Raw genomic sequence first — 25,141 nt, 5'->3', positions numbered from 1 at the left:
GGAGAGGGGGTCGAGGGAGGATTGGCAGAGGGGGCTGCCCAGCCAGAAGGCATCCAAGCCCATCGCGGCCAGTTGCGGCCGTCGCGGGTACGGCTCGTCGCGTGCGTGATGGGCTGATCAGCTTCAGCCGGCCCGGGGCGGGTGCGGCTGCTCGGTGGCGTCCTGCTCAGAGTCAGGGCGCTTGGTGGCGTCCTCGTCCTGCCTGGCGCGTTCGATGTGCTCGGTGTTCTTCTCGTCGACGTCGTCCTTGAGATGTGACAGGTCCTTGGACTTGCGGTGGGCTCGCTCGCGGTCGAACTCGTTCAACAGACTTGCCTTCCTACTGTCGCCGGCGGGATGGCTGGGGCCGCGGAAGCGTCGTCAGTCGGGCCATGCGCCGGTCAGGCGATGGGTGCCGACGGCGCCGCTGCGGTCGACCGCGGCCTTGACGAGGGCGAAGACCGCCCCCTGCAGGGCGGCGGCAGTCAGTACCTCTCTCCAGGTGCGGTCCTGGTCGGTGGCCTGGGGCGCTTTCTCTTCGTGTCCGAGTAGGGCCCACAGGCGCTTGAAGAGGGCGCCTGCGATGACCCCTCCGAAAGCGCCGAACACCAACCCGAATGGCTTGTAAAGGATCTTTGCCATCGCGACCTTCTTCATGCATGTGGCCGCCGGGAGAGACGGCTGCTGTGCGTCTGTCCCGCGATGGGTGTGGACAACCGCTCGCCGCGGAGCAGGCTGCCCTGATCAGATGGCGAGCAGGTCGGTGAGGTCGTCGGCGTGCTCTTCCTCCTCTTCGAGGATGGACTCGATGAGGCGCCGGGTGGTGGGGTCGTGGTCGCCGAGCCAGCGGGCGATCTCCTGGTAGGTGGAGATGACGATCCGCTCGGCCAGCAGGTTGTGCTCCAGCATGGCCTTGAGGTCCTTCTCGTCCGGCGCGGTGTAGTCGGTGTGGGCGCGCTGGACGAGGGTGGCGGGGTCGAAGTCCGGTTCACCGCCGAGCTGGGCGATCCTCTCCGCGGCCCGCAGGGCGTGCTGCATCTCCTCGGCGGCGTGCTCGGTGAACTCGGCCGCCACCTGCGCGCGGTCGATGCCGGTAGCGGAGATCGCGTGCCGGGTGTAGCGCAGCCAGCAGACGACCTCGGTGGCGACCACGTCGTTCAGCACCGCGATCACCTTCCCGGTGTCGAGGCCGTAGGTGCTCGTCACCGCGCCCTCGGCCATCTTCTGCCGGGCCTCGTCCCGGATCCGGCTCACGTCGATCACGAAGTCGTCGCCTGCCACGGTGTGCTCCCAAGGGTTGGAGAAGAACGGTCCCGGCTCGTCTTCCCGGGCACTGGATTTGTCATGCCGGATTGCTCACGGCTCCACCGGTTCGCACCGGAACCGACTCCATGTCGACCCGGCCACCCGTGTTGACGCGGTCGCGCTCAGCCCGCGTCGGGCAGGCGAGCCTGAAGGTTGCCGTCGCCGTCCGTCCGGGTGGCGAATCTCGGCTGCGGGGCGGTAGCCGGGCCACCCACGTTCCAGCCGTCCGAGAGGCGGAAGACGCTGCCGTGCCAAGGACAGGTCACGCAGCCGTCGGCCACCTCGCCCTGCGAGAGGGGGCCGGAGAAGTGGCTGCAACGGTCGGCCAGGACGTGGAAGACGTCGTCGGATTCACGCACCACGAGCACGGGCACCTCGCCGATCATCCGGCGTGCTGCCTCGCCCGTGGCGAACTCCTCGACGCGTCCGAGCGTGTGCCAGCCGGGCTCCACCAGGTGAGCGACGGGCTCCGCCTTGTTCGCTCCTCCGGCCTGCCGGTAGGCCAGGTGGCCGCCGATCGCGGCCCCGGCGCCGACCGTCGTCAGCCCGGCGAAGCCCAACGCGCGCCCCAGCCCGCTCCGGCCTCGTGAGCGGGCGGCCCATGACGCGCTGTAGAGGCCTACCGCGGCGGCGATCAAGGTAGCGTGCAGCAGACCGGTGCGCATCTGCTGCTCATGCTGCTCGGCCCAGTCGACCCAGCCGCTCCACGCCGCCGGGGCGGCAGTGACGACGCCGACCGCGACCAGCAGGCGTGCGGCGCGCTCCGAGCCGGGCACGAGGTCGAGGACGCCCGCGGAGATCCACGCGCCGACCGGAACCTGGACCAGGGCCGGATGCAGCGGGTGGCCCAGGGGGCGGCCGTGCAGCACGCCGCGTAGCCGCCCCAGCGGCAGGCTCTGGACGATGCGCTTCAGCGGCTCGGTGACCGCGTCGAGCTCCTCAGAGGTGCCCACGGCGTCGAGCAGCTTCAGAGTCCGGCCGCCGATGCCGCCGTCGCCATCTGAACGGGCGGCGGCGGTGAGACGGGCGGTCAGGGTTCCCATGGGGCTCACGTTGCTCCCTTTACATGAGTCGGTGCGGGTTCGGGCTGGGCCGGCCATCGGACCAGCCGCCAACGGGCGCGGCTGCCCGTGGTGGCGCCTGCGCAGGTCAGCCGGTCAGTGCGTCGAGGTCGCGGAGGTAGTCGCCGAATCCGCCTCGGGCTCGGGAATTGCGGCGTGCGGAGGTGGTGACGGGGTTGCGGCTGGTGCGTTTGACGCGGAAGCCCGCCGCTTCCAGGGCGGCGACGAGTGTCCGGTCCTCGCCGACGGGTAGCGGCTGGAAGCCGCCGGCCGTGCGGTAGGCGTCGGCCCGCACGGCGAGGTTCGCCCCATGGACGTGCCGATGCCCCTCGGTGCGCTCCTCCTGGTGATAGTGCAGTCGAAAGGCCGTGGCGGTGCTACCCGGATGACCGCTCCAGTCCGCGACGCGGACCGTGCCCACGACGGCCTGCCAACCGCAGGCCGCGTAGGCGAGCTGGCGTGCGAGCCAGTCAGCCGGGACCCGGGAGTCCGCATCGGTGTGAGCCAGCCACACACCGTCAGGGGTCAGGGTCCTCTGCGCGGACAGGACGGTCGCCAGGGCGTGGCGGCTGCCCGCCGCGCGGGCCGCCCCGACGTTTCCCGCCGTCAGTTCCAGCAACTGCGCGCCGTGGCGGCGCGCGATGGCGGCGGTGGCGTCCCGGCATGCGTCGGCCGCCACGAGCATGTGGCACGGCAGGTCCCGTACTTGCGGGTGCCGGGCTGCCCGGTGCAGCGCGTCCAGGCAGTCGGCCAGCAGTTCCTCTTCGTCGCGGGCCGGCACGACGACGGCCAGGGCGCGGATCACGTCAGCCCCTCGATGGCGGCCACCGACAGGCGCTCCGCCGGGGTTCCGGGCTGGCGGGGACGGGTGAACACGTCGAGGAGGAAGTCCGGCTCGCAGTGGGCGGCGGTCCGCACCAGGGCCGGATGGCTGCGGACCCGCTGGTGGACTGCCTCGGCGCTTTGAGCGTGGTCGGCGACCGGGTGGCACCAGTGGACGAGTGCCAGAGTTCCGCCCGGCTCCAGGGATTCCACCGCGCGCTCCAGAAGGTCGGCGGTGTCGGCGGAGGTGAAGTAGTACAGCAGCTCGGACAGGACGACGAGGTCGAAGGTCTCCCCCGGCCAGTCGCCAGGCAGCAGGCGGTGCTCCACGCGCACGTGCGGCAGGTGCCCGAGCCGGGCGCGGGCTTGGGCGAGGGCACGTTCCTCCCGGTCACAGGAGAGCAGAGCCCGGCAGCGCCCGGCGAGCAGGGCGGACAGGACACCGACCGAGCAGCCGGGCTCGAAGGCGCTGCGGTACGTGCGCTCGGGCAGGGCAGCGAGGGTGAGGGCGTATTTGCGCTGCTCGTACCAGCGATCGGCGAGCCGCCAGGGGTCGGCCTGGTCGGCGTACATGCGGGTGAAGTAGTCCCCCGGCGTGCCGGCCCCCTGGTTCGCGGTGCCGTGTCGAGAGGCCGTCATCGCCAGATCACCTCGAACTCGCGACAGAAGTGGGCGAGTTCGGCGGGCGGCAGGATCGCCGCGTCCCCGGGCCGATCGCCGAGCGGCTCGGTCTGGCTGCGGAAGCACGCCAGTGCCGCTCGCTTGCGCTCCTGGGCGGCGAACGGCAGCGGGAGGCGGGCGGCGCGGTGCCACGGCAGCCGTCCGTCGCCCGGTGCGGCCCAGTGCCAGGCCCAGACCGGGTACTCCCACACCGCCACGCTCCGCGCTGCGCCGGCCGCGAGGGCGGCACGCCCTGCCGCCTCGTGGTCCGGATGGAGGTCCTGGCTGTACGGCGCGACGCACAGGTCGCAGTCCCGGAGCAGCTCGGCCAGTTGGCCGGCCAGCTCCCGCTCGTGCCGGGCGACCTTGCCGTCAGATACCCCGAGGGCCACGCTCTGCACGTCGGCGGCGCCCAGCCGGGCCAGGGCCTCGTGCAGTTCCCGGGTGCGGACGGCTGCCAGGTTGGGGGCCACCGGCGTGTGGCTGTGCGGGTGGGAGGCCTCGCCCGCTGTGACGGACACCAGGCGCAGCCGGACTCCGGAGGCGGCCAGGACGGCGAGCGTGCCGCCGAAGCCGAGGACCTCGTCATCCGGATGGGCGGCCACCACCAGGACCCTCGGGCGGCGATCCGGGCGGGTCGGCAGAGCGGCGAGCGGGTCGGCGGTGGGAAGGTCCCGGAGCCCGGGCCAGGCTTCCCACGCCGGTTCGGGGGTGCCGGGGGCCTGGATCGGGTCGGCCGGGGACGACCGAAGGTCATGGGTGGAGCGGGGCTGGGCTTGGCGGCCGGTCACGCATCCTCCCAGTCCAGGCGGGTAGCGGAGGCGGCCTTGCCGAGGGCGGCGAGGTCCCGTTCCGCGTGGTGCTGGCGCAGGTAGACGGTGAGGTCCGCGACGGCGCGGGCGTGCGCGGCGTCGTGGCCCAGTGGGGTGGCGCCGAGCGAGCGGCCGACCCGGACCAGGACGTCGCCGGCGGCGTCCTCGACGGCCGCGCGCACGCGCATCGTGCGCAGGCGCGCGGTGCCGTCGTTGTCGAGAGGGTCGGCGTCGACCGAGTCGGCTGCGCTGTCCAGCAGCGCTTCGGCGGTGGCCAGCCGGGCGTCGATGGCGCCGAGGTGGGCGAGGGCGTGCGGGTCCAGGTCCCACTTCCGTGAGGCGGTCAGGAGCGTGCTCGCGACCGCGCGGGCGCCGCCGTACCAGCATGCGGCGACGCCGATCCCTCCGTGGTGGAACCCGGGGCGTTCCAGGTAAGCGCCCGGCTCGCCAACCGGTCTGGCCCGGACGCCGTCGAGGTTGACGTCCAGGGTGTCACTGCCCGCCATGCCCGGGCCGGGCCAGCTGTCCGGCAGCGGTTCGACGCCGGGCTGCGCTACCTCGATGGCGAACAGTCGCCGCAGCTCACCCTCGCGGGCGGTGACGAGCGCGTGCGTGCACACCCTGGCGCCCGAGCAGAACGGCTTCACACCGAACAACCGCCAGCCGCCCGCCACCCGGCGCGCCTCCAGCGTGTAGCCGGGTGGTTCCGCTGCCCACACGCCCCAACGAGCCCCTCCATCGTCCGTCGGCAGGTCGCCCCTGCCCTCCGCGCCGAGTTCGGCGAGGATCGCCACGGCATCGGTGTGCCCCTCGGCGAGCCGGGCCAGGGACAGGTCCTGCTGCCCCCATCGCGTCAGCGCCTTCCACCGGGCACGGGTCCGGCCACCGCCTGGCAGCGGCAGATTCAGATCGCCACGGGCGGCCATTCGTGTGAACGCCTCGGCGATATACCGACGCTGTTGCGCTGCACCGGCATCGGCCTCCAAGGGCCCGCCCGCCATGAAGCTCATCAGGCGGCCTCCCCACGACGGCCAAGCTGGCAGCGCAGCCCCGCAGGCCATGACGGCAGGGCGGACGACCGGACGGACACCCCAGCGGTCATGATCTACTCCTCAGCATCGGGACGGACGTGCGCAGCGCCGACGCGCGGCGTCCTCTGACACTGCGCCGCGCACCGGACGCCTGCGACCGAGTGCCCGAGGACGCGGCGCCGCCCCCACGTGTGTTCGGGCCCGGCCAGGTTGTGTGAGGCCCGCCCGCTACCACCGGTACCAGCGGTTTCGGCCGCCCGAACCGCTGGTGCTGCGCACGAAGAACCCGATCAGCCAGATCACGAACACGACGATCGCCACCCACCAGAGGAACTTCAGCGCGAATCCCGCGCCGAAGAGGATCAAGGCCAGCAGCAGGACAAGGAGAAGAGGAACCATGGTCGACCTCCAAGGTCGGTACGGACGGGTGGAACCTTCTGCCCACCCATGGGGATCCAGTCACGCTCCGGGCCGCCGACCCGCGCGGGGCTGCGGCGATGGCGGGGAGCCGGCGGTCGTTGCCGTGGGCTCCGGCCGCTCAGGGTGTGCCGGTGCCCGCATCGGTTTTGACTACCGGCGGTTGAGAACCTCGGCGCTGACCGTCTGGTGCCAGCGGTTCAGTGTGCGTGTCTGCTCGGTGGCCCGCTGGATGAGTCGGTCGAGATCACCCGGGTCCAGGCGCGGCTCGTTGTCGGCGATGGCGCGCAGTGCCTGCCACAGCGCGGTCTTGCCTTCGACGCCGGCGCGCATGCCCTCCAGTTCGATCAGATCGCTCAGCGGAGAGCGGCGGGTCAGCGTTCCGTTCGGCTTGAGGCGTGCGATCCGTTCGCCCGCGAGGCCGAGCCAGGTGCGGTAGTGGCGTACGGGCACAGCGAGGCTGCTCATGATCCGTACGAGGGCGTCGCGGTCCTGCTCCACGTCACGGGCCAGCTGGCGCAGCTCGGCCGCGCGGCGGCTGCCCGGGTGGGTGTCGGCCATGCGGCGGGCGAGCGCGGCGCCACCGAACGCACCGGTGAGGTGGTCGTTCAGGTAGATACTCAGGGGTTCCGACAGGAGCATGGAAGTCATCGCGTGTCCTTCGAAGGGTTGGCCGACTGGGAACGCCGTACCGGAGCGGTCGCCGGGCCGGGCTCGCGCCCGGTGGGACCGCGCCGCGGCTGGCGGTCTTCGACTCCCCGTGCCGGGCGCGTTCCTTGTTCACGGTGCGCGCGGCGTTTTCCTTGGCACGCTTCTCGCTCTCACCCGCTCCTTCGCGCTGTCCCTGATGTGCTCCCGTTTGGCGCTCGATCCGCGAGGCATGGTCACGCCTTCCGTCTCGATGGTCGCGGGGCGCGTCTACCGCGCATCCGTGTAAGACACCCGGCAGTGGCGGCGGGCAAACCCGCCGCCACCTGTTCAGCTGTGTGTCGCAGGGCGTCGGTGATGGCGCCGACGGTGTGAACGGCCCGCTGCTGGAGGCTGCGTTGGCGCGCCCGGTCGTCGAAGCGGCCGTGCGCGCCGAAGTCGCGCTTGTCGTCCACCGGGGTGAACAGGTTGTCCGGTTCCCCGGCGCTGCGCCGGTGCCCGTCCTGCTGGGATTCGAAGCCCGTCCTGGCGAGGTAGCGGTCCAGCAGGCCAGGCGCGATGGCGTTGGCGACCAGCGTGGCCACGGTGCTGGCGCCGACCCAGTACTCGCGCCGGCGGGGATGGTCGGCCGCATAGAGCACGGCGCGGGCGGCGACCTCGGGCTGGAAGATCGGTGGCACCGGCTGCGCTCGCTCGGGCAGGCGGGAGCGGACCCAGTCGAACTGCGGGGTGTTCAGGGCTGGCATCTGCACCATCGTGGTCCGCACCTGGGTACCGGAGGCCAGGAGTTCACAGCGCAGGGCCTCGTTGAAGCCCTGGATGGCGTGCTTGGCGCCGCTGTAGGCGCTCTGCAGCGGGATTCCGCGGTAGGCGATCGCCGAGCCGACCTGCACAACGACACCCGCGTCGCGGGGCAGCATCCGCTTGAGGGCGGCGCGGGTGGCGTACACGTAGCCGAGGTAGCTGACCTCGGTGACGCGCCGGAACTCCTCGGGGGTGATCTCGATGAACGGGGCGAAGACGGAGGTGAACGCGTCGTTGACCCACACGTCGATCGGTCCGAGCTCGTCCTCGGCCTGCTGGGCGGCGGCCTCCACCGCCTGTGCGTCGGCCACATCCGCCTCAATGGCGATGACCTTGGCGGCGCCCGCCTGCTCTGTCTCGCGCACCGCCGCCTCCAGCCCGGCCCGGCCACGGGCGATCAGCGCGAGCCGGTCGCCGCGGGCGGCGAACGCGACGGCACAGGCGCGGCCGATGCCGCCGCTGGCTCCGGTGATCACGACGGTTCGCGGTACGGCTCCCACATCGTCCATGCTGCCCGCGTTTCCCCGATCCGGCGCGGCAAACGTCCGCGACCGGGCGGGTCGCTGGGGCTGGCCGTAGCGTCGAACGGGTGGACACGCCTCTTCTGGGGCGTGAGCGGAAGGAGGCTTTGATGGCAGCCGCAGCACTGTTCGATGTCGACGGCACACTGCTCGACACCAACTACTGGCACACGATCGCCTGGGCCGAGGCGTTCGCCCAGTTCGGCCACGCCCCGGCGATGGCCCGCATCCACGGGGCGATCGGCATGGGCGGCGACCAGCTCCTGGACCATCTGCTGGGCGAGGACCGCGACCGCGCCGAGGACGATGCCCTCAGCGCCGCCCAGCAGGCACTGTACGCACGCTTCTGGCCTCGCCTGCGGGCCTTCGAGGGGGCAGCCGGGCTGCTGCGGGCGCTGGCGGCCCGCGGCTGGACGGTCGTCCTGGCGAGTTCGGCCTCCAAACGGGACCTGGATGTCATGCGCCGCGCCCTCGACGCGGATGACGCGATCACAGCCGTCACCGGTGCGGACGACGTCCAGACCAGCAAGCCCGCGCCCGACCTGGTCCGCGCCGCCCTGGACAAGGCCGCCGCCCGTCCCGACGAGGCGGTCTTCATCGGTGACACCCTGTGGGACGTGCAGGCTGCGGCCAGAGCCGGCGTCCCGTGCATCGGTGTGCTGTCCGGCGGCTGGGCCGAACGCGACCTGCGCGCCGCCGGAGCCCTGGAAGTCCACCAAGACGTGGGGAAACTCCTGGACCAGCTGCCGGACACCGTCCTGGGCCACCCCCTGGCCACACCGGACCGCCTCGACGGTGCCGGCCGGGAGGCGGCCAACCGCCAGGGGCCATAGGTTGCCGACATGACCACCACCGAGGCGACGACGATCCTCACCGTGGGCGCGCGCGGGCTGGGCGAGGTGCGAGAGGCGACCAGGGCGGCCAACCGGCACCCCTCGCCGTGCACCGATTTCGAGCACGGCGTGCTGGCGTCCTACCGGTGGGCCACCGCCGCCCAGTCCGAAGCCCCCGTGACCGCTTCCACCACACCCGACGCCGCAGGGCCCTGCCGTGATCGACTCCTCGCCGAATGCCGGAGCGCCGCCGTGAAACTGCGTGTCGCCATGCACAACGGCACCGACGCCGGCTACGCCCTCGGCGCCTACCAAGCACTGGCCTGGCTCTGCGGTCACCACGACGACCATCCGTGACCCAGGGCCACCGGGCCGCCCCCGGACGCACGGACTCGGCAGCTTCCGCCATAGCTCCGGGATCTGCGGGAAGGAGCAGCAGCGTGGGTCAATTCGATTCGTTCAGCGCGCTGTTGGACTACCCGGTCTACGTCGTCACCGCGGCGGTCGGTGAGGAGCGTGCGGGGTGCCTGGTGGGCTTCGCGGGCCAAGTCTCGCTTCAGCCGCCCCGGTTCACCGTGTGGATCTTCAAGGCGAACCACACCTACGCCGTCGCGTCGCGCTCGCGGGTCCTGGTGGTCCACCTGCTGCCGGCACGCGGCCATGACCTCGCCGAGCTCTTCGGTGGTCTTACCGGCGACGAGGTCGACAAGTTCGCCGCCACCACGTGGGAGCCCGGGCCGGGTGGTGTCCCGGTGCTGACGAGTGCCATGGCCTGGTTCGCCGGCCGCGTCCTGGACCGGGCAGACTGGGGCGACCACGTGGGTTTCCTCCTCGAACCGATCGACACCGTGACCGCGCTCGACGACAGGCCGCTGACGTTTCACGACGTCAAGGACATCGACGCCGGACACCCCGCACAGCCTGAACGAGGGCGCCGGGACGAGTTGGGACGAGGCGACCGGTGACGCCCAGGTCGGGTGGCGCGTCAGAAGGGCGCGACGAGAGCCCACAGGAGCGCGCTGACCGGCTGTGGAGCGAGATGCTCCAGGAGGTCCGCGTGTCCCAGACCGGCGCACAGATCCTCTTCGGGTTCCTCCTCAGTGTCGCCTTCACCCCCCGTTTCGCCGCGCTGTCCGACTTCGACAAGGGCCTCTACGACGTCACCGTCGTCCTGGGCGCCATCGCCACCGGAGCACTCGTCGCACCGGTCGCCTTCCACCGCTTCCTCGCCGGCCACGGCATGAAACCGGAGCTGATCCGCGTCGCCGGCCGACTCATCACCACCGGCCTCATCACGCTCGCCCTGACCATCACCACAGCCCTCCTGCTCCTGCTGCGCACCGCCACCGGCAACGCGACCGTGGCGTGGATCCTCAGCGCCGCAGTCTTCCTCTGGTTCACCACCGCCTGGCTCGTCCTGCCCCTGATCGTGCTGCGCCGCACCGCCGCCCGTCAGCGCCGCGTGCAGGAACCGTGACCGACGACACCGCGCACCCCGCACCGAGGACCGGCACGGTCCCCCGGCGGTGACCGCCAACGAATGAGCGACACAAGACGCCCAGGGTCCTTCAGCCGCATACAACCGCTCAGTGCCGCACGAACCGCCTCACGAGTCAACCTGGTTCTGCAGTGAAGGAGTTAGCAGGCCGAGCTGCGGCGCGGCCCTGGCGGTACTCGCCGAACCGTGCTGAAGCAGATACGGCGACGTCGCGTTGGCGAGTCGGTTCATACGGCATCGTCGCATGATCCGGACTGTCCAGCCCAGCTTCTGCGGCCATCTCGTCGCCGCGGATGGGTGGGCCGGCTCCACCCCAGGCCTGACGGCGTCAGGCGCCCCCTGCCTCGACTCGAAAGATGACAATGCTGGGGAGAGGATGGAGCCATGAGCACCACCGACGGAAACGAAACTGACCAGGTCGATGACGAGACACGGGAGCGGTCCGCAGAGCAGCGGAATATCACCGCGCCCACGCCAAAAGACGTCCAGGAGAAGGCCGAAGACGACGACCAGGCAGATGACGGGAGCGATCCACAGCCAGCCGGCAGCTAGCCTGCGCGATACTGTCAGTGCGAGCGCCTCGTCGCGGCCACGCTGGAGTCGCTACGCTCGCGAGATGGTGTCGGCGCCCCAGACAGCGGCACGGCCGCCCGCCACGGACCGCGAGCTGTGAGGCCCGCGCCCCGCCGACAATGGCCCGCAACGGTGCGAGGCAGCAGGACGGCGCGCCAGTGTCCTGCTGATCTCTGCCCCGTACCGACCACGGTCAGTTCGGCGCGGCACTGCAACGCGGCGCCCTACTCGTCCTTGCCCTTGCCCGATGCGAGAACTCGGCGGTGGGTGCCGTCCACAGGCGGCGGTACGGGTGAACGCCCCGGCTTGCCCCCCCCGATCAGCCCTGTTGGCATGGCCCTTTTGCTGCTGGCGATGCTGGAGGACTCCGCGCGGCGGGCCGAGCACGCGATCCAGCGCAAGCTCGGTGCGATCGCCCGCGCGATGCTGGAGCAGCAGGAGGGCAAGCGCGAGGACCTCAAGGCCGCGATCCGGATGGAGGAGCGGCTGTGGGGACGGCGGGGTGGTTCAGGTCTGGGCGGCGATCGCGGCGCACAGCACGGCGACGCCGAGAGCGAGCCAGGCGAGGTAGTCGCCGAGGTGCCCGGAGTGCAGGCGCCGCAGCGCTCGCACGGCCCAGGCACCGGGATGGTGAGCGGCTGGTGCGGGAGCAGTTCGGTGGACTGCGGTCGCGGCCAGGGCGGTCGCGATGGCGGTGGAGAGGAGGCCGAGCAGAGCGCCGGCCGCGGTCCAGTCGGCGGTCGGCAGGTGGCCGGGTTCCGTGCTGGGGAGGGTAAGGACGGCTGCGGTGTAGGCGGCAGGGTCGGTGAAGACGGCCGCCCCGGGGGCGAACGAGGCAGCGACGGCGGGCAGGAGGCCGACGACCGCGGCGAGCCCGATCAGGACGGCCGGGATGATGGCCATCACGGGCGGCAGGGTGCGCTGCGGTGTGCGGATCTCGGGCTCTTCGCCCTCGCCGGTGGTCTCGTCCTGGCCCGGTCGGCTGCGCGGCGCCAGGCCGGCGCCGTAGAAGATCCGCAGGCCCGCACGGAGGACAGCGGCCCCGGTGAGCGCGGAGGCTGCGACAAACACGGCGGGCAGCCACGCCTGCCAGCGGTCGGCGGCGTCCTCGCTCAGGGCCTTGCCGAGGCCGGTGCCGAACGGCGGCAGTCCGGCCAGCGCCAGCGCGCCGATGACGAACAGCACCCCGACCAGGCGCAGTTCGCGGGCTTTGCCGTGCAGGCCGTGTTCGTCGACGGAGCCGTACCGGTCCAGCAGCACGCCGGTGAGGGCGAACAGCGCGGCTTTCACCAGGCCGTGCGCGGCGACGTACACCGCAGTCCCGAGGACCCCGTCGGGAGTGAGCAGCGCGATGCCGATGAAGAACAGCCCGATGTGACTGACGGTGGAGAAGGCGAGCAGGCGCTTGAGGTGGCGCTGCTGCCAGCACATCACGGCGCCTACCAGGGTGGTGAACACGCCGAGGGCGGTGAACGTAGTGCGGAAGGCCTGGTGGGGGATCCCGCCGGGGCCGGAGAAGACGGTCCAGTAGATACGGGCGATGCCGTAGACGCCGAGTTCGACCATGGCGCCGGACATCAGCATGCACACCGGGGTGGGCGCAACGGCGTGGGCGTCTGGCAGCCAGAAGTGGAACGGCACTGCGGCCGCCTTGACCAGCAGGGCCGTGCAGATCAGGGCGAAGGCCACGACGGTGAGCAGGTCGGTGTGGTGGGCGGCGAGTTGCCGGCCGAGGCGGGCAAGGTTGAGTTCGCCGGTGCGGGCGTAGAGGAGGCCGATGCCGAGCAGGGAGCAGTAGGCGGCGAAGGAGGTGACGATGCCGAAGGTGAGGGCGCCGTGCAGGGGGCGGGGGTCCTCGATGTGGTAGCCGGTGAGGGCGTAGGCGGCGGCTCCCATGAGTTCGAAGAAGACGAAGGCGTTGAACAGGTCGCCGGTGAGGGCGAAGCCGGCCATGCCGGCTTCGAAGAGCAGAATCAGGGCGGGGAAGGCTCCGGCGTGCTCGCCGGTGGGTTCGTCGAAGTACCGCCAGGAGTAGACGACGACGGCGAGCACCAGGACAGCGACGAGAAGTGCGAGGCCTGCGCCGACCCGGTCGGCGGCGAGCACGATGCCCAGTTGGGCGGGCCAGCCGCCGAGGTCGGCGGTGGCGAGGTGGCCGCCGGTGTGCGTCCAGAGCAGGACTAGGCAGGCCGTCTCGGCGCCGGCGCAGGTGGTGGCGAGGATGTCGCAGCCTGTCCGGGGCAGGCTGCGACCGGCGACGGCGAGCAGGGCCGCGCCGAGCAGCGGGATGGCGACGGCGAGGGGCAGCAGGGCGTTTTCGGTCACGGTGTCAGCCCTTGAGGCCGGTGAGGGCCTGCGGGTCGACGGTGTGGTGGCGTTTGCGCAGTTGGATGGTGAGGGCGAGCAGCAGCGCGGTGACGGTGGCGCCGACGACGACGTCGGTCAGGGCAAGGGCTTGGACGACGGGGTCGACGACGGGCCGGTTGCCTGCGGTGAGGTCGGAGTAGACGGGAGCGGTGGCCCCGTGGCGGTAACCGACCGCGAGGAGCAGGAGGTAGGTGGAGGACTGGGCGACGGCCAGGCAGCCGATGGCGTGGATGAGGTTGCGGCTGGTAACCAGACCGTACAGGGCGATGAGCAGGACCCATCCGGCCGCGAGGAAGACCCACGTCCCCATCAGGTGACTCCTTGTCCGTGCTGGTCGGGGTCGGTGAGTTCGACGGCCTGGTCGAGGAAGTGGGCGAGCAGGGCGATCAGGGCACAGGCGACCTCGACGCCGACCGCGGCGTTCAGCACCGGGACGGTGCCGCCGGAGGTGATGGTGTTGAAGGTGCCCAGCGCCAGCACGTTCTTGAGGAACGCGCCACCCGCGATCAGCCCGGCCAGCCCGATGAGGCTGTAGGAAGCGGCAGCGAGTGAGTCCACGACGTCGAGGACGGCGAGCGGCCGGAGCTTCTGCAGGGCTCGGTAGTCGGCGGCGACGTAGGCCAGGTGGAGGGCGGTGGCGAGGACGACGCCGCCCTGGAAGCCGCCGCCCGGCGAGAGTTGGCCGTGCGCGACGATGTACACGCCGACGACCAGGGTGACGGGAAGCAGCAGCGCGCCGAAGAGGCGGGTGGTGGGCATGACCCGTTGCGCTTGGGCGCGGCGGTGGCGTTCGTCGCGGGCCCGGCGCAGCAGCAGAGTCGCGCCGAGGACGGTGCCGAAGAGGATGGTTTCCTCGCCGAGGGTGTCGAAGGCGCGGATGTCGAAGTTGACGGAGGAGATGACGTTGGCGGTGTGCCGGTCCAGGGCTGCCGCCACGGCCCGCTGGCCGTAGGGGTGGCTGTCGGTTCCGAAGGGTGGGAGGTCGGTGCAGGCGGCGGTGAAGAACGCCGCGATCACGGCGGCCGTTGCCAGAAACATCAGCAGTCGGACGCGGGCCGTCACTTCCCCTTCCGCCCGTCGTCGCCGGTGGCGGGGTAGTCGTCGGTGCGGGCGGGGCGGCGGGTGACCTTGCGGACGGTGAGCAGGATCAGCAGCGGCGTCAATGCGGTGCCCACGGCGAGCTGGGACAGGGCCACGTCGGGGGCCTGGAGGACGGCGAACAGCACCGCGAGGCCCAGTCCGAGTACGGACAGGACGACCGCCTGACGGGCCGGGTCACGGGTGAGGACCGCCGTGGTCGCGGCGAGGACGACAAAGGCGATGGCGGCGCCGACCAGCCACTGGTTCATGCCCTGCTCCCGTTCTCGTCTTCGGCCTGGCGGGCGGCGCGGCCGACGGCGATCGTGGTGACCGTCCCGCCGATGGCGAAGACCAGGCCGATGAACAGCGTCTTGGCCGCCCCGCGGCCGAGCCCCTGGTCGAGCGCGACGGCTGCGGCGATCAGCGGCACCCCGGCCACCGATGCCGGGGCCAGGGCGTGCAGACGCATCAGTGTGGCTCGGAAGCGCACCACCGCCGTCGCGGACAGCAGCAGGCACCCGACGCCGGACCACAGCAGGACGAACTCGATCACGTGGCGCGGTGTCAATCCGGACTCCCTCCCCCGGCCGCCCGGGTGGTGAGCGTGTCGTTTCAGGTCTCGGGTGTGGAACCGTGGGGCTGGGCGACGTGGCGGTGGTCTGCGACGAAGCGGGTGAAGACGAGGGTGCCGGCGGGGGCTAGGACGGCCAGCATCAGCGCGAGGTCCTGGTAGGAGGACCGGCCGTAGGCCATCGGCAGCAGCAGGAACACCGCACCGACCACGCTGGAGAGCAGCGAGGCCCCGATCAGCCGTCGGACCGCCGCGCCGCGCGCCGCCGCCCACAGGCACGCCGGTGCCGCCGTGGCCAGCAGGACCAGCGCGGCCGCGGCCCAGGCGTTCACGGGGCCTCGGGCGCCCGGGCGACGGTCTCCTCGACCGGTCCCGTGCCGGGGCGCAGGGCGTGCACGACGACCTCATCGTCACTGGGGACGTCGATCACGCAGGTGTCGGGTGACGCGGCGATCAGCACGCCGGCCCATCCGGCCGCCGCCCCGGGCCGCAGCCGGATCCGCCGCACGCGTGCTGCGCTCGGAGCGGCAGCCATGGCGGCCACCAGAACGGCGAACCCTCTTAGGACCGCGCGCGGCAGCGCGACGAGTGCCCGCACCGCGCCACGGCCACCCGCGATATGGACGCCTGCGGCCAGGCGCATCCGCTGGGCCGCGAGCGCCCCGCCCAGGGCAGCGACGCCAGCCACCACTAGTTCGACGGGCGACACGACGCTGATGAACACCACTGTCAGCCCGCTCAGCACCGCACCCCACACAACGATCTCCACCAGCCGGGCGAGCACCGGACCTCCTGTCGTCCCCGCGCACCGTTCGATTGCGGGTCGCCACGCGACACCAGCCCCGGCGGCGCGTCCATGGTTTGCCGTCTTCGCCGGTTCCGGTCAGTCGGGCGGCTCCGGCGGGCGGGGCCGCGAGGGCTCCGGCGGGGCAGGCTCCGGGGCAGGTTCGGCCGGGCCGGGTGGGGCCGGCGGTTCCGGCGGAGGTTCCGGCGAGCCGGGAGGCGCGGGCGGGTCCGGCGGCACGGAGGGCTCAACCGGCTCGGGTGGGCTGGGCGGCTCCACCGGCTGGGGCGGGCCGGGCGGCTGCGGGGGCTTGGGTGGTGGAACCGGGGTGACGTCGGAGTCGGGCGGCACGGGAACAGTGCCCACGGTCACCAGCTCCTATCGGCCGAGGGCGTGTTCGAGCTGCTTCTTGTTCATCTTCGAGCGGCCGTGGATGCCCCGCTGCTTGGCCTCGTTGTACAGCTGCTCCTTCGTGGGGCCCTTCGACCCGCTGTGCGAGTGCAGCCCGCCGCGCCGGGAGGAGGACATGTCCTTCACTGAGCTGCGGCTGGCGGTCTTCGACTCGCCGTGCCGGGCGCGTTCCTTGTTCACCGTGCGGGCGGCGATCTCCTCGGCGCGTTTGGTGCTCTCACCACGCTCCAGCGCGCTCTCCTTGATGTGCTCGTACTGCCGCTCCCGCTTCGGGCTCGATCCGCGAGGCATGATCACACACTCCTGTCCGCTCGCTGCGGGGCGCGTGGTCCCCGCATCCGTGAGAGGAACCCGCTACCGGCACCGGGCAAACCCGTATGCACCCGTGTGGCCGCGCGCCGCACCGCCTCGGTGAGGCCGCCAGGGCGTGCACGACCTGCTACTGCCGGCTGCGTTCCCAGGCCCGGGCGTCGAACCGGCCGTGCACTCCGAAGTCGCGCCGGGCCTCCAGCTGTGCCAGCGTGGATCCGTACGGCGAGCGAGCCCCACCAGCAGGTGCGTGCCCGTTCAGCGACGGGCCCGGCTGACAGTCGGCCGGTTTCGCTGCCGGGCGCTGACTGCTTGGTTTAAGAGCCGAGGGAGCCCACATGGTCACGTTGCAGGGAAAGACCATCGCGTTCCTGGCCGCGCCCGAGGGTGTCGAACAGGTCGAACTCACTGGGCCTTGGCAGGCCGTCCAAGAGGCGGGCGGCACTCCACGCCTGGTATCCACCCGCAGTGGCAGCATTCAGGCGTTCCACCACCTCGACCGCGGGGACACCTTCAAGATCGACGCCGTGGTCTGCGAGACCTCAGCAGCGGACTACGACGCGCTGGTTCTGCCCGGCGGCGTCGCCAATCCGGACGCCCTGCGGCTGGACACTGAAGCAGTGGCATTCGCCAAGTCGTTCTTCAACTCCGGTAAGCCGGTGGCCGCCATCTGCCACGCCCCGTGGATGCTGATCGAGGCCGACGTAGTCCGCGGGCGCAGCCTCACCTCCTGGCCGAGCCTGCGCACAGACCTGGTCAACGCCGGCGCGCACTGGGCCGACAAACAGGTCCAGGTGTGCACCGACGGGCCAAACGTCCTGGTGAGCAGTCGCAAGCCGGACGATCTGCCCGCCTTCAACGAGGCACTGGTTACGGCCTTCGCCACGACCTGACGGAGCCGGGCCGTCGGCGAGCGAGCTGCCCTGCAGTGAGGTACCGGGCATCGCCTCGGGTGTTCGCTGGTCGTCTAGCTCAGCATCGACCCGAGCTTCGCCCTGCCCGCGCCGATCTGCGGCGTCACATACAGCAAGCCGTCAGACAGACGGCAAGCAACCCCGCCGCTGAAGGTAGAAGTAACTACTAGTCCTACACATTTCAGCGTTGGCACCACGTCATGGCGCACGATTTCCTGCGTGGCGGGCACACGATCCGTTCTGCCGGTGAGCAATTGCGAGCTGACTGACTGTCATGAGAGATTGATGCGGGGCCGCTGGCAGCAGACCGGCTCGGTCACCGGGGCCCCTTCCGGGCCGGACCTCTCACGACATCCAACCTGCCCACGGCCCCATGGCGCCGACCTGGTGAACCTGTGCGTCACAGCACCAGGGGGCGACCCGCCGTGAACCGACAGCCGAGCGGGACAGGATCAGCCGCGCAGAGCGGGCAGGACGAGCTCCCGGTAGGCGTCGAAGAAGACCTCCTGGTCCGGTCCGATCTGCCCGACGTAGACCTCGTCGAACCCGGCCCGGGCGTAGGCGCGTACGGTCTCCACGTGCTCCTCCACCGCGTCGCCGCAGGTGACCGCATCTGAGACCATCTCGCGGGTGACCAGCTCGCTGGCCTGCTCGAAGTGCGCCGGGGTGGGCAGGATCTGGGCGAGTTCGCCGGGCAGCAGCTCGGTCGGCCACAGCCGGTGCGCGGTGTCGACGGCGTTGTCCCGGTTGCTGCTCCAGCACACCTTCACCCCGCCCACCACCTTCTTCTTCCCGCCCCCGCCCTCTCGGAAGGCGCCCACCAGGTCGGCGTCGGGGGTCATGGTGACGAAACCGTCCCCGATCCGGCCTGCCAGTTCGGCGGCCTTCGGCCCGAACGCGGACACATAGATGGGCAACGGCTGCTCGGGCACTGTGTACAGGCGAGCGGTGTCGACCGTGTAGTGCCGCCCGCGGTGGCTGACCACCTCGCCGGTGAACAGCTTGCGCATCACCTCGACGGCCTCCTCCAGCATCCCGGCCCGCGTCTCAAACGAGGGCCAACCATCGCCGTGGATATGCTCGTTGAGCGCCTCCCCGGTCCCGACGCCGAGAGCGAACCGGCCGCCGAGAAGCACACTGGAGGTGGCCGCCGCCTGCGCGGTGACCGCCGGATGCAGCCTCACCGTCGGACAGGTCACCAATGTGGTGACCGGCAAGTCCACGGCCTGCGACAGCGCGCCGATCATCGACCACACGAACGCGCTGTTGCCCTGCGCATCGTTCCACGGATGGAAGTGGTCGGAGATCGCCAGGCGAGTGAACCCCGCCTCCTGGGCCCGCCGGGCCTGGTCGATCAGTTCCCCGGGGGTGAACTCCTCACTCGACAGGAAGTAGCCGAACTCGGTCATCGAAATCCCATTCCTTTCGAGCGGTGCGCGCCCGCCTTCCGCCCGGGCGGCGCCCGGATCACCACGCTAGGCGCGGCGCCTGCCGATCCCGGGACGCCACCGCCGGACAGCACCCGTTCGGTGGGCCATCCGGACGGCAGCGGGCGCTGTACCCGGTCAGCGGACCGGGCGCTAGGGTCAGGTGGCCAGGAGGGCCGTGATACACCGCTCCCAGTCGAGGTGTGAAGACTCGCGGCCGGTGGGGACCAGGTCCTCGGTCGCTGCAAGGAACCGGGCGAGCGGGTCGGCAGGCGCGTTCAGGAGGGCGATGCCGACCCGGCCGCCGAGGGCGATGAACACCATATCGCCGTCTCCGGGTTCGATGTGAACGTCGCCGTCCCCGGCCGGGCCCCGCAGTCCGAGACGGAGCAGTTCGCGTGACAGGACCCACACCGCCCCGCCTTCGTCCGCGCCGAAGTCCAGCTCGACCGCGTAGGGGTCGGCGCTACGGTACCGGCACTGCACCGCGAGCTTCCGGCGTTGCGCCGCCCCGCTGATCAGGTGCATGGCCACGCTCCCTGACACATGTCCCATCCGGTGCCCTCCCCGTTCGTTCCGATGGACAGTTGCAGGTGTCCGTCTGCCCCGGCGGCTTCCCCCCCACACCCCCGCAGCGACGCGCCGGACGGCATCCTGGTCCGCGAGCGAGGGCCGTCCGCCCGGTGCGCGCCGTCGTACCCCCGGCCCGCCACCTTCTCTCGCCGACCCTGCGGCGGGCTTTTAGCCCCTCCACTGTCACGGGCAGACGCGCGGACGCCGCAGATCGACAAAGCAGGGAGGCGCGGACATGAGTGCCGTGCAGGAATCCGTCGCGGTGGCGGTGCCTCTGTACACCGCCAACAACCGGTGGACGCAGTTCGAGGACTTCCCCCGGTTCATGGAGGGCGTTCAGGAGGTCAGCGAGCTCGACGATCGGCGCGACCGGTGGACGACCGGCGTCGCCGGGGTGGCCCGGGAGTTCGAGACCGAGATCGTCGACCGGCTGCCGGACGAGACGATCGCCTCGACGACCGGCACACCACCGTGCGCATGGCCACGGACTTCGAGCCCGCCGGCGTCGCCGAGAAGGCTGCGGACATCATGGGGATGGTGGACAGGCGCATCAGGGACGATCTGCGGCGCTTCAAGTCCTTCATCGGGGACCAGAGCATCGCGGGCGGAGGCGGGCGGGGACGGATCACTCCGGGCTGACCGCAGGCCGCACCTGCGTCGCCGGCACGCAATAGCGGGTAGCGGGGGCAGCGTCCGAGGCCGCCACGGCATCCGGGTGTGTCCGGGGCCGACGCGGGAAGGCGCGGAAGTATGGCCAGGGAACTGAAGGAGATCGAACGCAAGTATGACGGAATCACGCTGCCCGCAGCCGGCCTGGAGGGGCTGCCCGGCGTGGCGGCAACCCGAGGTGCCGAGCCGCAAGACCTCGACGCCGTCTACTACGACACCCCGGATCTGCGCCTTCTGCGCCGACGGATCACGGTTCGCCGCAGAAGCGGCGGCAGCGACGCCGGCTGGCACGTCAAACTGCCGCTCGACGTCGACTCGCGGCAGGAAGTGCGCCTCCCGCTCGACGCAGGGGGCCCACACCAGGTACCCGAGCAGTTCGCCAACCGGCTCGCGGCCTTCACGCGCGGCGCAGCCCTTCTCCCCGTGGCCCAGTTGCGCACCCACCGGTCCCGGCGGCAGCTGCTGGACGACAAGGGCCGCATACTGGCGGAGGTCACCGAGGACCGGGTGGCAGCCCAGACATTTGACGCCACGCCGGCGCCCAACGCCCCCGGCCGTCGGGGAAAGAGCGTGCTCCCGACCGCTGTGGACTCGGCAGGCGGCACCGCAGCGCGGGCCAGCGGATGGACCGAGTTCGAAGTCGAGCTGGAGCACGGCACACGGTCGCTGCTCGATGACATCGATGACCGGGTCGCCGCAGCGGGCCTCACCCGCTCCGCGTGGCCGTCGAAACTCGCCCACGCCCTCGGCTCCACCGGCACCGCCCAGGCCGGACCCGCCACACCAGGGGACACCGACGGGACGCGATCGGCCGGCGAACTCGTCACGCACGGCATCCGGACCCACTGCGACAGGCTGCTGGAGCTGGATGGTGCGGTGCGCAGCGGGGAGGAGGACTCCGTGCATCAGATGCGGATCACCGCGCGTCGGCTGCGGAGCCTGCTGAAGGCGCATCGCCGGTTGTTCGACACCAACCAATCGACGCCGTTGGCCGATCAACTGCGCTGGCTCGCAAGGCTTCTGGGCGAGGCCCGCGACCAGGAGGTACTCGCCGACCAGTTGGTGGACGCCTCGAGTGCCGTCCCCGCAGCCGTGCGCGAGGGCGCCCTGCGGGACCGGATCACCGAACGCTACGCCCGCGGCTACCAAGCTGCCTGGCAGCGGGCCGTCGCCGAACTCGACGGAGCCCGGTACTTCACCCTGCTCGATGACCTGGAGGACTTCGCGGCGCACCCGCCACTGCGCCGCCGGGCCCGCCGCGATGTCGGCGACTACCTGGCCGGCGCCCTGCGGCGCGAGCAGCGCCGGACCCTGCACCGACTCGACAGGGCGCTTGACGCGGAGACCGGGGCCGCCCAGGACGAGGCCCTGCACCGCGCTCGCAAGGCTGCCAAGCGCGCCCGTTACACCGCCGAGTGCGCACGGCCCGCCACTGGTCGGACCACCGCGAAGCGTCTGGCGAAGTACGCGGTCCGGATGAAGAAGCTGCACAAGGTGCTCGGCAATCAGCACGACAGCGTGGTCGTCCGCCGCGCTCTGGTCGACCTCGGCACGCAGGCGGACACCGACCGTCGGCACGTGTTCGCCTACGGCGTGCTCCACGAGGTACAGCGGCGCGCTGGCGACGACGCCTTGGCGCGCCTGCCCCGGCTGCGCCGGCGCGCTGCCCGCCGCAAGCTCACCCGGATGCCCTGAGCCGGGCAAGCAGATCGAGTTCCAACCGGGCGCTGAGGCACCGTCCCTTCAAGCGACGATATGGGAGCGGTCGGCCAGGAGCCGCTGCCGGTCGTCCTCGGTAAGTCCGCCCCACACGCCGTAGGGTTCGCGCGTCTGCAGCGCGTGGCGGCGGCACTCGAGGCGGACGGGGCAGTCGGCGCAGACGGCCTTAGCCGCTTCCTCGCGCGCCACCTGGGCGGCGCCCCGCTCTCCCAAGGGATGGAAGAATAGGGCGTTGTCGGCTTCACGGCACAGGCCGCGAAGCTGCCAGTCCCAAAGGTGCGAGAAAGCTCCGGGCAAGCGCGAGTTGTCCGCCATGGCAGACCCCCTTCGATGTGGACGATCGCCAACTGCCCGGTCGTATAACCGCACCCGCGCGGAGTAATCACGGTGATCGATACCGGGATCGGGTCGGCTCGTACACGAGCAGCGCCACGTCCACTCGCTGCACTGCGGCACGACGAAGCGGTGGCGGCTCACCCCTGGCAGCGGTGGCTGTCGTCGTCGGCGTAGGCGCCGACACCAAGCGCGCGCTCAAGCTCGTCGATGCGGTCACGGACCTGCTGCGCGCTCCGGCCGCCGTGGCAGGCGGGACGCGCGAGGGCCAGCCTCGCCACCAGGCGCCTGACGACCAGTACAGGGACGGCGGTCACCCACAGCACGCCGGAGAACAGGGCGATCGCCTCGATGTGCTGGCGTTCCCTGCGCTCGAACTCGGCGAGCGACCTGCCGGTCGCCGTGCCAGCGAGAAAACCGGTCCTGCCGCGCTCGAAGACAGTTCGGGCCGTCACCACGGCCCCGATCGCGTACCCGCCGAGCACGCCCAGCCACAGCAACAGCACCGCGGATCCCCTCCCTGGTCGCCTCGACTTCCTGGCGTCTCGCGTCTGCCCCAACGGAGCAGTCCATAACGGGACAAACCGGAACGGGCCCGGATCCCACGTTAGCCGCGCTAGGGCTCCCATGGGGCATGGCAGGGCGAAGTCGGGGCACCTGAGACGCATCGAATCGTCCACTCGTGAGGAGACCACCGCGATGCTTGCCCTCGTTCTGGTACTGCTGCTCGCTCTGATCCTGTTCGGCGCCGGGTTCGCCATCAAGGTGCTGTGGTGGATCGCCTTGGCCGTCTTCGTCATCTGGCTACTCGGGTTCATCGCCCGCGGGACCACAGCAGGCGGGAGCCGGGGACGCTGGTACCGCTGGTAGCGGGCTACACCAGTCTGCCGCCAGAGGGATTGGGCTCGCCGGCCGGTCCGGTGACCGCACGGTTGTTCACACCGGGCGGTCACCGGACCGGCCGGCAGCGGGCCACGGTCGTCGCCATACTTCACAACTGCGTGTGCGTCCGTCGCCCAGGCGCTGCAGTGCGGCTGGGCTCGGCCCACGGCCTGGGTGAGGGAGCAGCGACAGGCATTCGACCGAAAGGCCCGCTCCCGGCAGTCGTGCAGATGCCCAGTGTCGGGGTGCCCTCGAAGCCGATCTTCCATGCCATGGTCGGCAGCACCACCCGGACCACAGTCAGCTGTTGCCCCACAGTGGGCGAGGACGGACGTCGTGCCATCGGAGTGGTGTCGTCAGGGCATCGCCGTGCCGGGTGCGAGCCGGGCCGCGGTTTCGAGCAGTAGCGCGTGGACGAAGACCTGGGGCAGGTTTCCGCGCAACTGACGCTGAGCGACATCGAACTCCTCCGCGTACAGGCCTGCCGGTCCGCACGCGGCGCGGTTGCGTTCGAACCAGCGCACCGCCTCGAGGTCGTTGTGCTGCTGCTGCTCAGCCAGGGCCATCGTGAAGCCGCAGAGGAGAAACGCGCCTTCGACGTCCTGCAGGGGTCGTTGGTCGTGGCGGAACCGATAGGCGTAGTGGTCCGAGGCGAGGTCTGCGCGCACCGCTCGCAGGGTGGCGGTGGCGCGGGGGTCATCGGCGGGCACAGCGCCGCGCAGGGCGGGCATCAGGAGGGCGGCGTCCACGCCGGTGTCGCTCGGGGACCGCTGCCACCGCCCGGACGGGTGCAGGCAGTCGGCTGAGGTCTCCGCGACGATACGGTCCGCCAGTGCCTCCCAGTCGCCTGCCCGGCCGCTCGCGGTACGCGGGGCTGCCTGGGCGATGGCCCGCAGGCCGGCCACGCAGGTGAGGCGGCTGTGTGCCCAGTTGTCGTCGTGCAGTTCCCAGATCCCGGCATCTGACTCGTGGTGGCGGGCGGCGATCGTGTCGGCGGCGGTCAGCGCGGCGTTCCAGCCGTCGGTGTCCAGTCGGTCGTGGCGGGCGGCCGCGGCCAGGAGCAGCAGGACCTCGCCGAACCCGTCGAGCTGGAACTGGCGGTTGACGTGGTTGCCGACGACGTCGAAGCCGCCGGGGTAGCCGGGCAGGTCCAGGGTGCGCTGGTCTGGCACTGCCCGCCCGGTGGTCGTGTAGGCCGGGGCGAGGTCGGGGCCGTGCTCGAGGAGGCGGGCGGTGGTGAACCGCACCGATTCGTCCAGTAGTTGGTGCCCGCCGGCGGCTGCGGCGGCCTGGCCGACGTAGGCCTGGTCGCGGATCCACACGTACCGGTAGTCGTAGTTACGGCCCTGCTCTGCTCGTTCCGGCAGGCTGGTGGTGGCCGCGGCCACCGTGCCTCCGCCGGGGGAGGTCAGGCCGGTCATGACCGCGTACGCGTGATGGGCGTCGCGTCGGCCCAGGGTGTCGGCGAGGTCGGGCACGCAGGTCGCCCATCGGGTCTCAGTGGCTCGCCACCACCTGTCGGCTGACGAAGGTTCGGGCAGCGGCCGGCCGCCCACCTCCAGCACCAGGTCGTGGTGCGCTCCGGCTGCCACCTCCACGGTGGCCCGCAGGGTGGTGCCGCCGTGGTGGGCCTCTGGTGCACCGCTGAAGCGGACGTACAGGTTGCCGGCGCGGCCCGTCCACCGGCCGTGGTCGTCGCGGCGCACGTCCCGGAGCGGGTGTGCGCCGAAGCCGGCCGCCAGGTTCAGCTCCAGCTCCAGTCGGGCGTCGCCGTCCACGGCCAGGATCCGGCGCAGCAGCACGGCCCGGTGCGGGTCGCCGGGGTGGGCCAGCGCCTCGCGGCACTCGATGATGCCGCCGGTGGTGATCCAGCGGCTGCGCCAGATCAGGCTGCCCGGTTCGTAGTAGCCGCCCCACACGAACGGCTCGGTGGGGGTGACGGTGTACCAGCCTTGGCCGCCGATCAGCGCGGCGAAGACCGCGTCGCTGTCCCAGGTGGGCGCGCACATCCACACGATGTCGCCGCGCGGCCCGACCAGAGCGCCGCGCTCGCCGTCCGCGAGCAGCGCGTAGTCCCGCAGCGCGTGCGGAGGCGGCGCGCCGCCGGCTCCCGCGGGGGCGGTCACGGCCGGCCCCTT

Annotated in this window: 32 protein-coding genes and 1 pseudogene; 9 read left to right on the top strand and 24 right to left on the bottom strand. The window is 71.6% G+C overall.

Annotation, left to right across the window (positions count from 1 at the left end; translation table 11 throughout):
- Positions 1–123 precede the first annotated feature (123 nt).
- The 11 genes from ACFVTF_RS28615 to ACFVTF_RS28565 all read right to left on the bottom strand — a co-directional run bounded on the left by ACFVTF_RS28615 (position 124) and on the right by ACFVTF_RS28565 (position 8,048).
- Positions 124–306 carry a hypothetical protein gene (locus tag ACFVTF_RS28615; RefSeq protein WP_387817282.1) on the bottom strand — a complete coding sequence of 61 codons (183 nt, stop codon included), beginning with the start codon at positions 304–306 and terminating at the stop codon, positions 124–126.
- A 54-nt stretch (positions 307–360) separates the two neighbouring features.
- Positions 361–621, bottom strand: coding sequence for a DUF4235 domain-containing protein (locus ACFVTF_RS28610; protein ID WP_387817281.1), 261 nt, complete (start codon positions 619–621; stop codon positions 361–363).
- Between the two features lie 102 nt (positions 622–723).
- Positions 724–1,200 carry a ferritin-like domain-containing protein gene (locus ACFVTF_RS28605; protein WP_387817337.1) on the bottom strand — a complete coding sequence of 159 codons (477 nt, stop codon included), beginning with the start codon at positions 1,198–1,200 and terminating at the stop codon, positions 724–726.
- Positions 1,201–1,406: 206 nt separating this feature from the next.
- Positions 1,407–2,327: a Rieske 2Fe-2S domain-containing protein gene (locus tag ACFVTF_RS28600; protein ID WP_387817280.1), complete on the bottom strand. Its 921-nt coding sequence runs from the start codon at positions 2,325–2,327 to the stop codon at positions 1,407–1,409.
- Between the two features lie 106 nt (positions 2,328–2,433).
- Positions 2,434–3,150 (bottom strand): glycosyltransferase, encoded by a 717-nt coding sequence (locus tag ACFVTF_RS28595; RefSeq protein WP_387817279.1) that lies wholly within the window; start codon positions 3,148–3,150, stop codon positions 2,434–2,436.
- The gene (locus tag ACFVTF_RS28590; RefSeq protein ID WP_387817278.1) at positions 3,147–3,806 is read right to left on the bottom strand and encodes a class I SAM-dependent DNA methyltransferase; all 660 of its coding nucleotides are present in this window, start codon (positions 3,804–3,806) and stop codon (positions 3,147–3,149) included. The genes ACFVTF_RS28595 and ACFVTF_RS28590 overlap by 4 nt, the downstream gene beginning before the upstream one ends.
- Positions 3,803–4,618: a PIG-L deacetylase family protein gene (locus tag ACFVTF_RS28585; protein WP_387817277.1), complete on the bottom strand. Its 816-nt coding sequence runs from the start codon at positions 4,616–4,618 to the stop codon at positions 3,803–3,805. The genes ACFVTF_RS28590 and ACFVTF_RS28585 overlap by 4 nt, the downstream gene beginning before the upstream one ends.
- On the bottom strand, positions 4,615–5,565 hold the full coding sequence (locus ACFVTF_RS28580) for an acyl-CoA dehydrogenase (RefSeq protein WP_387817276.1): 951 nt from the start codon (positions 5,563–5,565) through the stop codon (positions 4,615–4,617). The genes ACFVTF_RS28585 and ACFVTF_RS28580 overlap by 4 nt, the downstream gene beginning before the upstream one ends.
- 333 nt (positions 5,566–5,898) lie before the next feature.
- On the bottom strand, positions 5,899–6,069 hold the full coding sequence (locus ACFVTF_RS28575) for a hydrophobic protein (RefSeq protein ID WP_387817275.1): 171 nt from the start codon (positions 6,067–6,069) through the stop codon (positions 5,899–5,901).
- Between the two features lie 171 nt (positions 6,070–6,240).
- A complete protein-coding gene (locus tag ACFVTF_RS28570) occupies positions 6,241–6,738 on the bottom strand; it encodes a hypothetical protein (RefSeq protein ID WP_387817274.1) in 498 nt (165 codons plus the stop codon).
- A gap of 233 nt (positions 6,739–6,971) precedes the next feature.
- Positions 6,972–8,048 (bottom strand): SDR family oxidoreductase, encoded by a 1,077-nt coding sequence (locus tag ACFVTF_RS28565; protein WP_387817273.1) that lies wholly within the window; start codon positions 8,046–8,048, stop codon positions 6,972–6,974.
- 122 nt (positions 8,049–8,170) lie between these two features.
- Between ACFVTF_RS28565 and ACFVTF_RS28560 the strand changes: the two genes are divergently transcribed.
- The 5 genes from ACFVTF_RS28560 to ACFVTF_RS28540 all read left to right on the top strand — a co-directional run bounded on the left by ACFVTF_RS28560 (position 8,171) and on the right by ACFVTF_RS28540 (position 10,943).
- A complete protein-coding gene (locus ACFVTF_RS28560; RefSeq protein WP_387817272.1) occupies positions 8,171–8,893 on the top strand; it encodes an HAD family hydrolase in 723 nt (240 codons plus the stop codon).
- Between the two features lie 9 nt (positions 8,894–8,902).
- Positions 8,903–9,250, top strand: coding sequence for a hypothetical protein (locus tag ACFVTF_RS28555; protein ID WP_387817271.1), 348 nt, complete (start codon positions 8,903–8,905; stop codon positions 9,248–9,250).
- Between the two features lie 113 nt (positions 9,251–9,363).
- On the top strand, positions 9,364–9,858 hold the full coding sequence (locus ACFVTF_RS28550) for a flavin reductase family protein (protein ID WP_387817270.1): 495 nt from the start codon (positions 9,364–9,366) through the stop codon (positions 9,856–9,858).
- Between the two features lie 92 nt (positions 9,859–9,950).
- The gene (locus ACFVTF_RS28545; RefSeq protein ID WP_387817269.1) at positions 9,951–10,370 is read left to right on the top strand and encodes a DUF6328 family protein; all 420 of its coding nucleotides are present in this window, start codon (positions 9,951–9,953) and stop codon (positions 10,368–10,370) included.
- A 405-nt stretch (positions 10,371–10,775) separates the two neighbouring features.
- On the top strand, positions 10,776–10,943 hold the full coding sequence (locus tag ACFVTF_RS28540; protein WP_387817268.1) for a hypothetical protein: 168 nt from the start codon (positions 10,776–10,778) through the stop codon (positions 10,941–10,943).
- Between the two features lie 528 nt (positions 10,944–11,471).
- On the opposite strand, the gene ACFVTF_RS28535 is transcribed toward ACFVTF_RS28540, so the two are convergent.
- The 8 genes from ACFVTF_RS28535 to ACFVTF_RS28500 form a co-directional block, all read right to left on the bottom strand.
- Positions 11,472–13,289 (bottom strand): complex I subunit 5 family protein, encoded by a 1,818-nt coding sequence (locus ACFVTF_RS28535; RefSeq protein ID WP_387817267.1) that lies wholly within the window; start codon positions 13,287–13,289, stop codon positions 11,472–11,474.
- A 4-nt stretch (positions 13,290–13,293) separates the two neighbouring features.
- Entirely contained in the window at positions 13,294–13,641 is a 348-nt protein-coding gene (locus tag ACFVTF_RS28530) for a sodium:proton antiporter (protein WP_387817266.1), read from the bottom strand.
- The gene (locus tag ACFVTF_RS28525) at positions 13,641–14,393 is read right to left on the bottom strand and encodes an MnhB domain-containing protein (RefSeq protein WP_387817265.1); all 753 of its coding nucleotides are present in this window, start codon (positions 14,391–14,393) and stop codon (positions 13,641–13,643) included. Before ACFVTF_RS28525 ends, ACFVTF_RS28530 begins: the two co-directional genes overlap by 1 nt.
- On the bottom strand, positions 14,390–14,680 hold the full coding sequence (locus ACFVTF_RS28520; protein WP_387817264.1) for a Na(+)/H(+) antiporter subunit B: 291 nt from the start codon (positions 14,678–14,680) through the stop codon (positions 14,390–14,392). Before ACFVTF_RS28520 ends, ACFVTF_RS28525 begins: the two co-directional genes overlap by 4 nt.
- Positions 14,677–14,979 (bottom strand): cation:proton antiporter, encoded by a 303-nt coding sequence (locus tag ACFVTF_RS28515; RefSeq protein WP_387817263.1) that lies wholly within the window; start codon positions 14,977–14,979, stop codon positions 14,677–14,679. Before ACFVTF_RS28515 ends, ACFVTF_RS28520 begins: the two co-directional genes overlap by 4 nt.
- A gap of 44 nt (positions 14,980–15,023) precedes the next feature.
- Entirely contained in the window at positions 15,024–15,314 is a 291-nt protein-coding gene (locus ACFVTF_RS28510; protein WP_387817262.1) for a monovalent cation/H+ antiporter complex subunit F, read from the bottom strand.
- On the bottom strand, positions 15,311–15,766 hold the full coding sequence (locus ACFVTF_RS28505; protein ID WP_387817261.1) for a hypothetical protein: 456 nt from the start codon (positions 15,764–15,766) through the stop codon (positions 15,311–15,313). The genes ACFVTF_RS28510 and ACFVTF_RS28505 overlap by 4 nt, the downstream gene beginning before the upstream one ends.
- Before the next feature lie 378 nt (positions 15,767–16,144).
- Complete coding sequence (locus ACFVTF_RS28500; protein ID WP_387817260.1) at positions 16,145–16,468, bottom strand: plasmid stabilization protein; 324 nt, start codon at positions 16,466–16,468, stop codon at positions 16,145–16,147.
- A gap of 356 nt (positions 16,469–16,824) precedes the next feature.
- Between ACFVTF_RS28500 and ACFVTF_RS28495 the strand changes: the two genes are divergently transcribed.
- Positions 16,825–17,379, top strand: a complete 555-nt coding sequence (locus tag ACFVTF_RS28495; protein WP_387817259.1) for a type 1 glutamine amidotransferase domain-containing protein — start codon at positions 16,825–16,827, stop codon at positions 17,377–17,379.
- A 473-nt stretch (positions 17,380–17,852) separates the two neighbouring features.
- On the opposite strand, the gene ACFVTF_RS28490 is transcribed toward ACFVTF_RS28495, so the two are convergent.
- Positions 17,853–18,809, bottom strand: coding sequence for a TIGR03557 family F420-dependent LLM class oxidoreductase (locus ACFVTF_RS28490; RefSeq protein WP_387817258.1), 957 nt, complete (start codon positions 18,807–18,809; stop codon positions 17,853–17,855).
- Positions 18,810–18,986: 177 nt separating this feature from the next.
- A complete protein-coding gene (locus ACFVTF_RS28485) occupies positions 18,987–19,355 on the bottom strand; it encodes an SsgA family sporulation/cell division regulator (protein ID WP_387817257.1) in 369 nt (122 codons plus the stop codon).
- Positions 19,356–19,635: 280 nt separating this feature from the next.
- Between ACFVTF_RS28485 and ACFVTF_RS28480 the strand changes: the two are divergent.
- Positions 19,636–20,039, top strand: a pseudogene (locus ACFVTF_RS28480) (SRPBCC family protein).
- 111 nt (positions 20,040–20,150) lie between these two features.
- A complete protein-coding gene (locus ACFVTF_RS28475; protein ID WP_387817256.1) occupies positions 20,151–21,764 on the top strand; it encodes a CHAD domain-containing protein in 1,614 nt (537 codons plus the stop codon).
- A gap of 48 nt (positions 21,765–21,812) precedes the next feature.
- Here ACFVTF_RS28475 and ACFVTF_RS28470 read toward each other — a convergent pair whose 3' ends face one another.
- The gene (locus ACFVTF_RS28470) at positions 21,813–22,103 is read right to left on the bottom strand and encodes a WhiB family transcriptional regulator (protein ID WP_387817254.1); all 291 of its coding nucleotides are present in this window, start codon (positions 22,101–22,103) and stop codon (positions 21,813–21,815) included.
- Positions 22,104–22,261: 158 nt separating this feature from the next.
- Positions 22,262–22,627, bottom strand: a complete 366-nt coding sequence (locus ACFVTF_RS28465) for a hypothetical protein (protein WP_387817253.1) — start codon at positions 22,625–22,627, stop codon at positions 22,262–22,264.
- A 193-nt stretch (positions 22,628–22,820) separates the two neighbouring features.
- On the opposite strand from ACFVTF_RS28465, the gene ACFVTF_RS28460 reads away from it, so the two are divergent.
- The gene (locus ACFVTF_RS28460) at positions 22,821–22,991 is read left to right on the top strand and encodes a hydrophobic protein (protein WP_387817252.1); all 171 of its coding nucleotides are present in this window, start codon (positions 22,821–22,823) and stop codon (positions 22,989–22,991) included.
- A gap of 368 nt (positions 22,992–23,359) precedes the next feature.
- On the opposite strand, the gene ACFVTF_RS28455 is transcribed toward ACFVTF_RS28460, so the two are convergent.
- Complete coding sequence (locus tag ACFVTF_RS28455; protein ID WP_387817251.1) at positions 23,360–25,129, bottom strand: glycoside hydrolase family 15 protein; 1,770 nt, start codon at positions 25,127–25,129, stop codon at positions 23,360–23,362.
- Positions 25,130–25,141 lie beyond the last annotated feature (12 nt).

This window comes from Kitasatospora sp. NPDC057940 (assembly GCF_042887425.1).
Lineage (GTDB): Bacteria > Actinomycetota > Actinomycetes > Streptomycetales > Streptomycetaceae > Kitasatospora.
Note: the sequence above shows the minus strand (reverse complement) of the source record. Positions and strands in the feature narration are given on the sequence as shown.

Bases quoted from the DNA above. Each gene is read 5' to 3' on its own strand.
- ACFVTF_RS28565 (WP_387817273.1), bottom strand. From the start codon at position 8,048: ATGGACGATGTGGGAGCCGTACCGCGAACCGTCGTGATCACCGGAGCC.
- ACFVTF_RS28495 (WP_387817259.1), top strand. From the start codon at position 16,825: ATGGTCACGTTGCAGGGAAAGACCATCGCGTTCCTGGCCGCGCCCGAG.
- ACFVTF_RS28470 (WP_387817254.1), bottom strand. From the start codon at position 22,103: ATGGCGGACAACTCGCGCTTGCCCGGAGCTTTCTCGCACCTTTGGGAC.
- ACFVTF_RS28570 (WP_387817274.1), bottom strand. From the start codon at position 6,738: ATGACTTCCATGCTCCTGTCGGAACCCCTGAGTATCTACCTGAACGAC.
- ACFVTF_RS28560 (WP_387817272.1), top strand. From the start codon at position 8,171: ATGGCAGCCGCAGCACTGTTCGATGTCGACGGCACACTGCTCGACACC.
- ACFVTF_RS28605 (WP_387817337.1), bottom strand. From the start codon at position 1,200: ATGGCCGAGGGCGCGGTGACGAGCACCTACGGCCTCGACACCGGGAAG.
- ACFVTF_RS28590 (WP_387817278.1), bottom strand. From the start codon at position 3,806: ATGACGGCCTCTCGACACGGCACCGCGAACCAGGGGGCCGGCACGCCG.
- ACFVTF_RS28555 (WP_387817271.1), top strand. From the start codon at position 8,903: ATGACCACCACCGAGGCGACGACGATCCTCACCGTGGGCGCGCGCGGG.
- ACFVTF_RS28530 (WP_387817266.1), bottom strand. From the start codon at position 13,641: ATGGGGACGTGGGTCTTCCTCGCGGCCGGATGGGTCCTGCTCATCGCC.
- ACFVTF_RS28475 (WP_387817256.1), top strand. From the start codon at position 20,151: ATGGCCAGGGAACTGAAGGAGATCGAACGCAAGTATGACGGAATCACG.
- ACFVTF_RS28500 (WP_387817260.1), bottom strand. From the start codon at position 16,468: ATGCCTCGCGGATCGAGCCCGAAGCGGGAGCGGCAGTACGAGCACATC.
- ACFVTF_RS28490 (WP_387817258.1), bottom strand. From the start codon at position 18,809: ATGACCGAGTTCGGCTACTTCCTGTCGAGTGAGGAGTTCACCCCCGGG.
- ACFVTF_RS28485 (WP_387817257.1), bottom strand. From the start codon at position 19,355: ATGCACCTGATCAGCGGGGCGGCGCAACGCCGGAAGCTCGCGGTGCAG.
- ACFVTF_RS28580 (WP_387817276.1), bottom strand. From the start codon at position 5,565: ATGGCCGCCCGTGGCGATCTGAATCTGCCGCTGCCAGGCGGTGGCCGG.
- ACFVTF_RS28610 (WP_387817281.1), bottom strand. From the start codon at position 621: ATGGCAAAGATCCTTTACAAGCCATTCGGGTTGGTGTTCGGCGCTTTC.
- ACFVTF_RS28600 (WP_387817280.1), bottom strand. From the start codon at position 2,327: ATGGGAACCCTGACCGCCCGTCTCACCGCCGCCGCCCGTTCAGATGGC.
- ACFVTF_RS28520 (WP_387817264.1), bottom strand. From the start codon at position 14,680: ATGAACCAGTGGCTGGTCGGCGCCGCCATCGCCTTTGTCGTCCTCGCC.
- ACFVTF_RS28540 (WP_387817268.1), top strand. From the start codon at position 10,776: ATGAGCACCACCGACGGAAACGAAACTGACCAGGTCGATGACGAGACA.
- ACFVTF_RS28575 (WP_387817275.1), bottom strand. From the start codon at position 6,069: ATGGTTCCTCTTCTCCTTGTCCTGCTGCTGGCCTTGATCCTCTTCGGC.
- ACFVTF_RS28460 (WP_387817252.1), top strand. From the start codon at position 22,821: ATGCTTGCCCTCGTTCTGGTACTGCTGCTCGCTCTGATCCTGTTCGGC.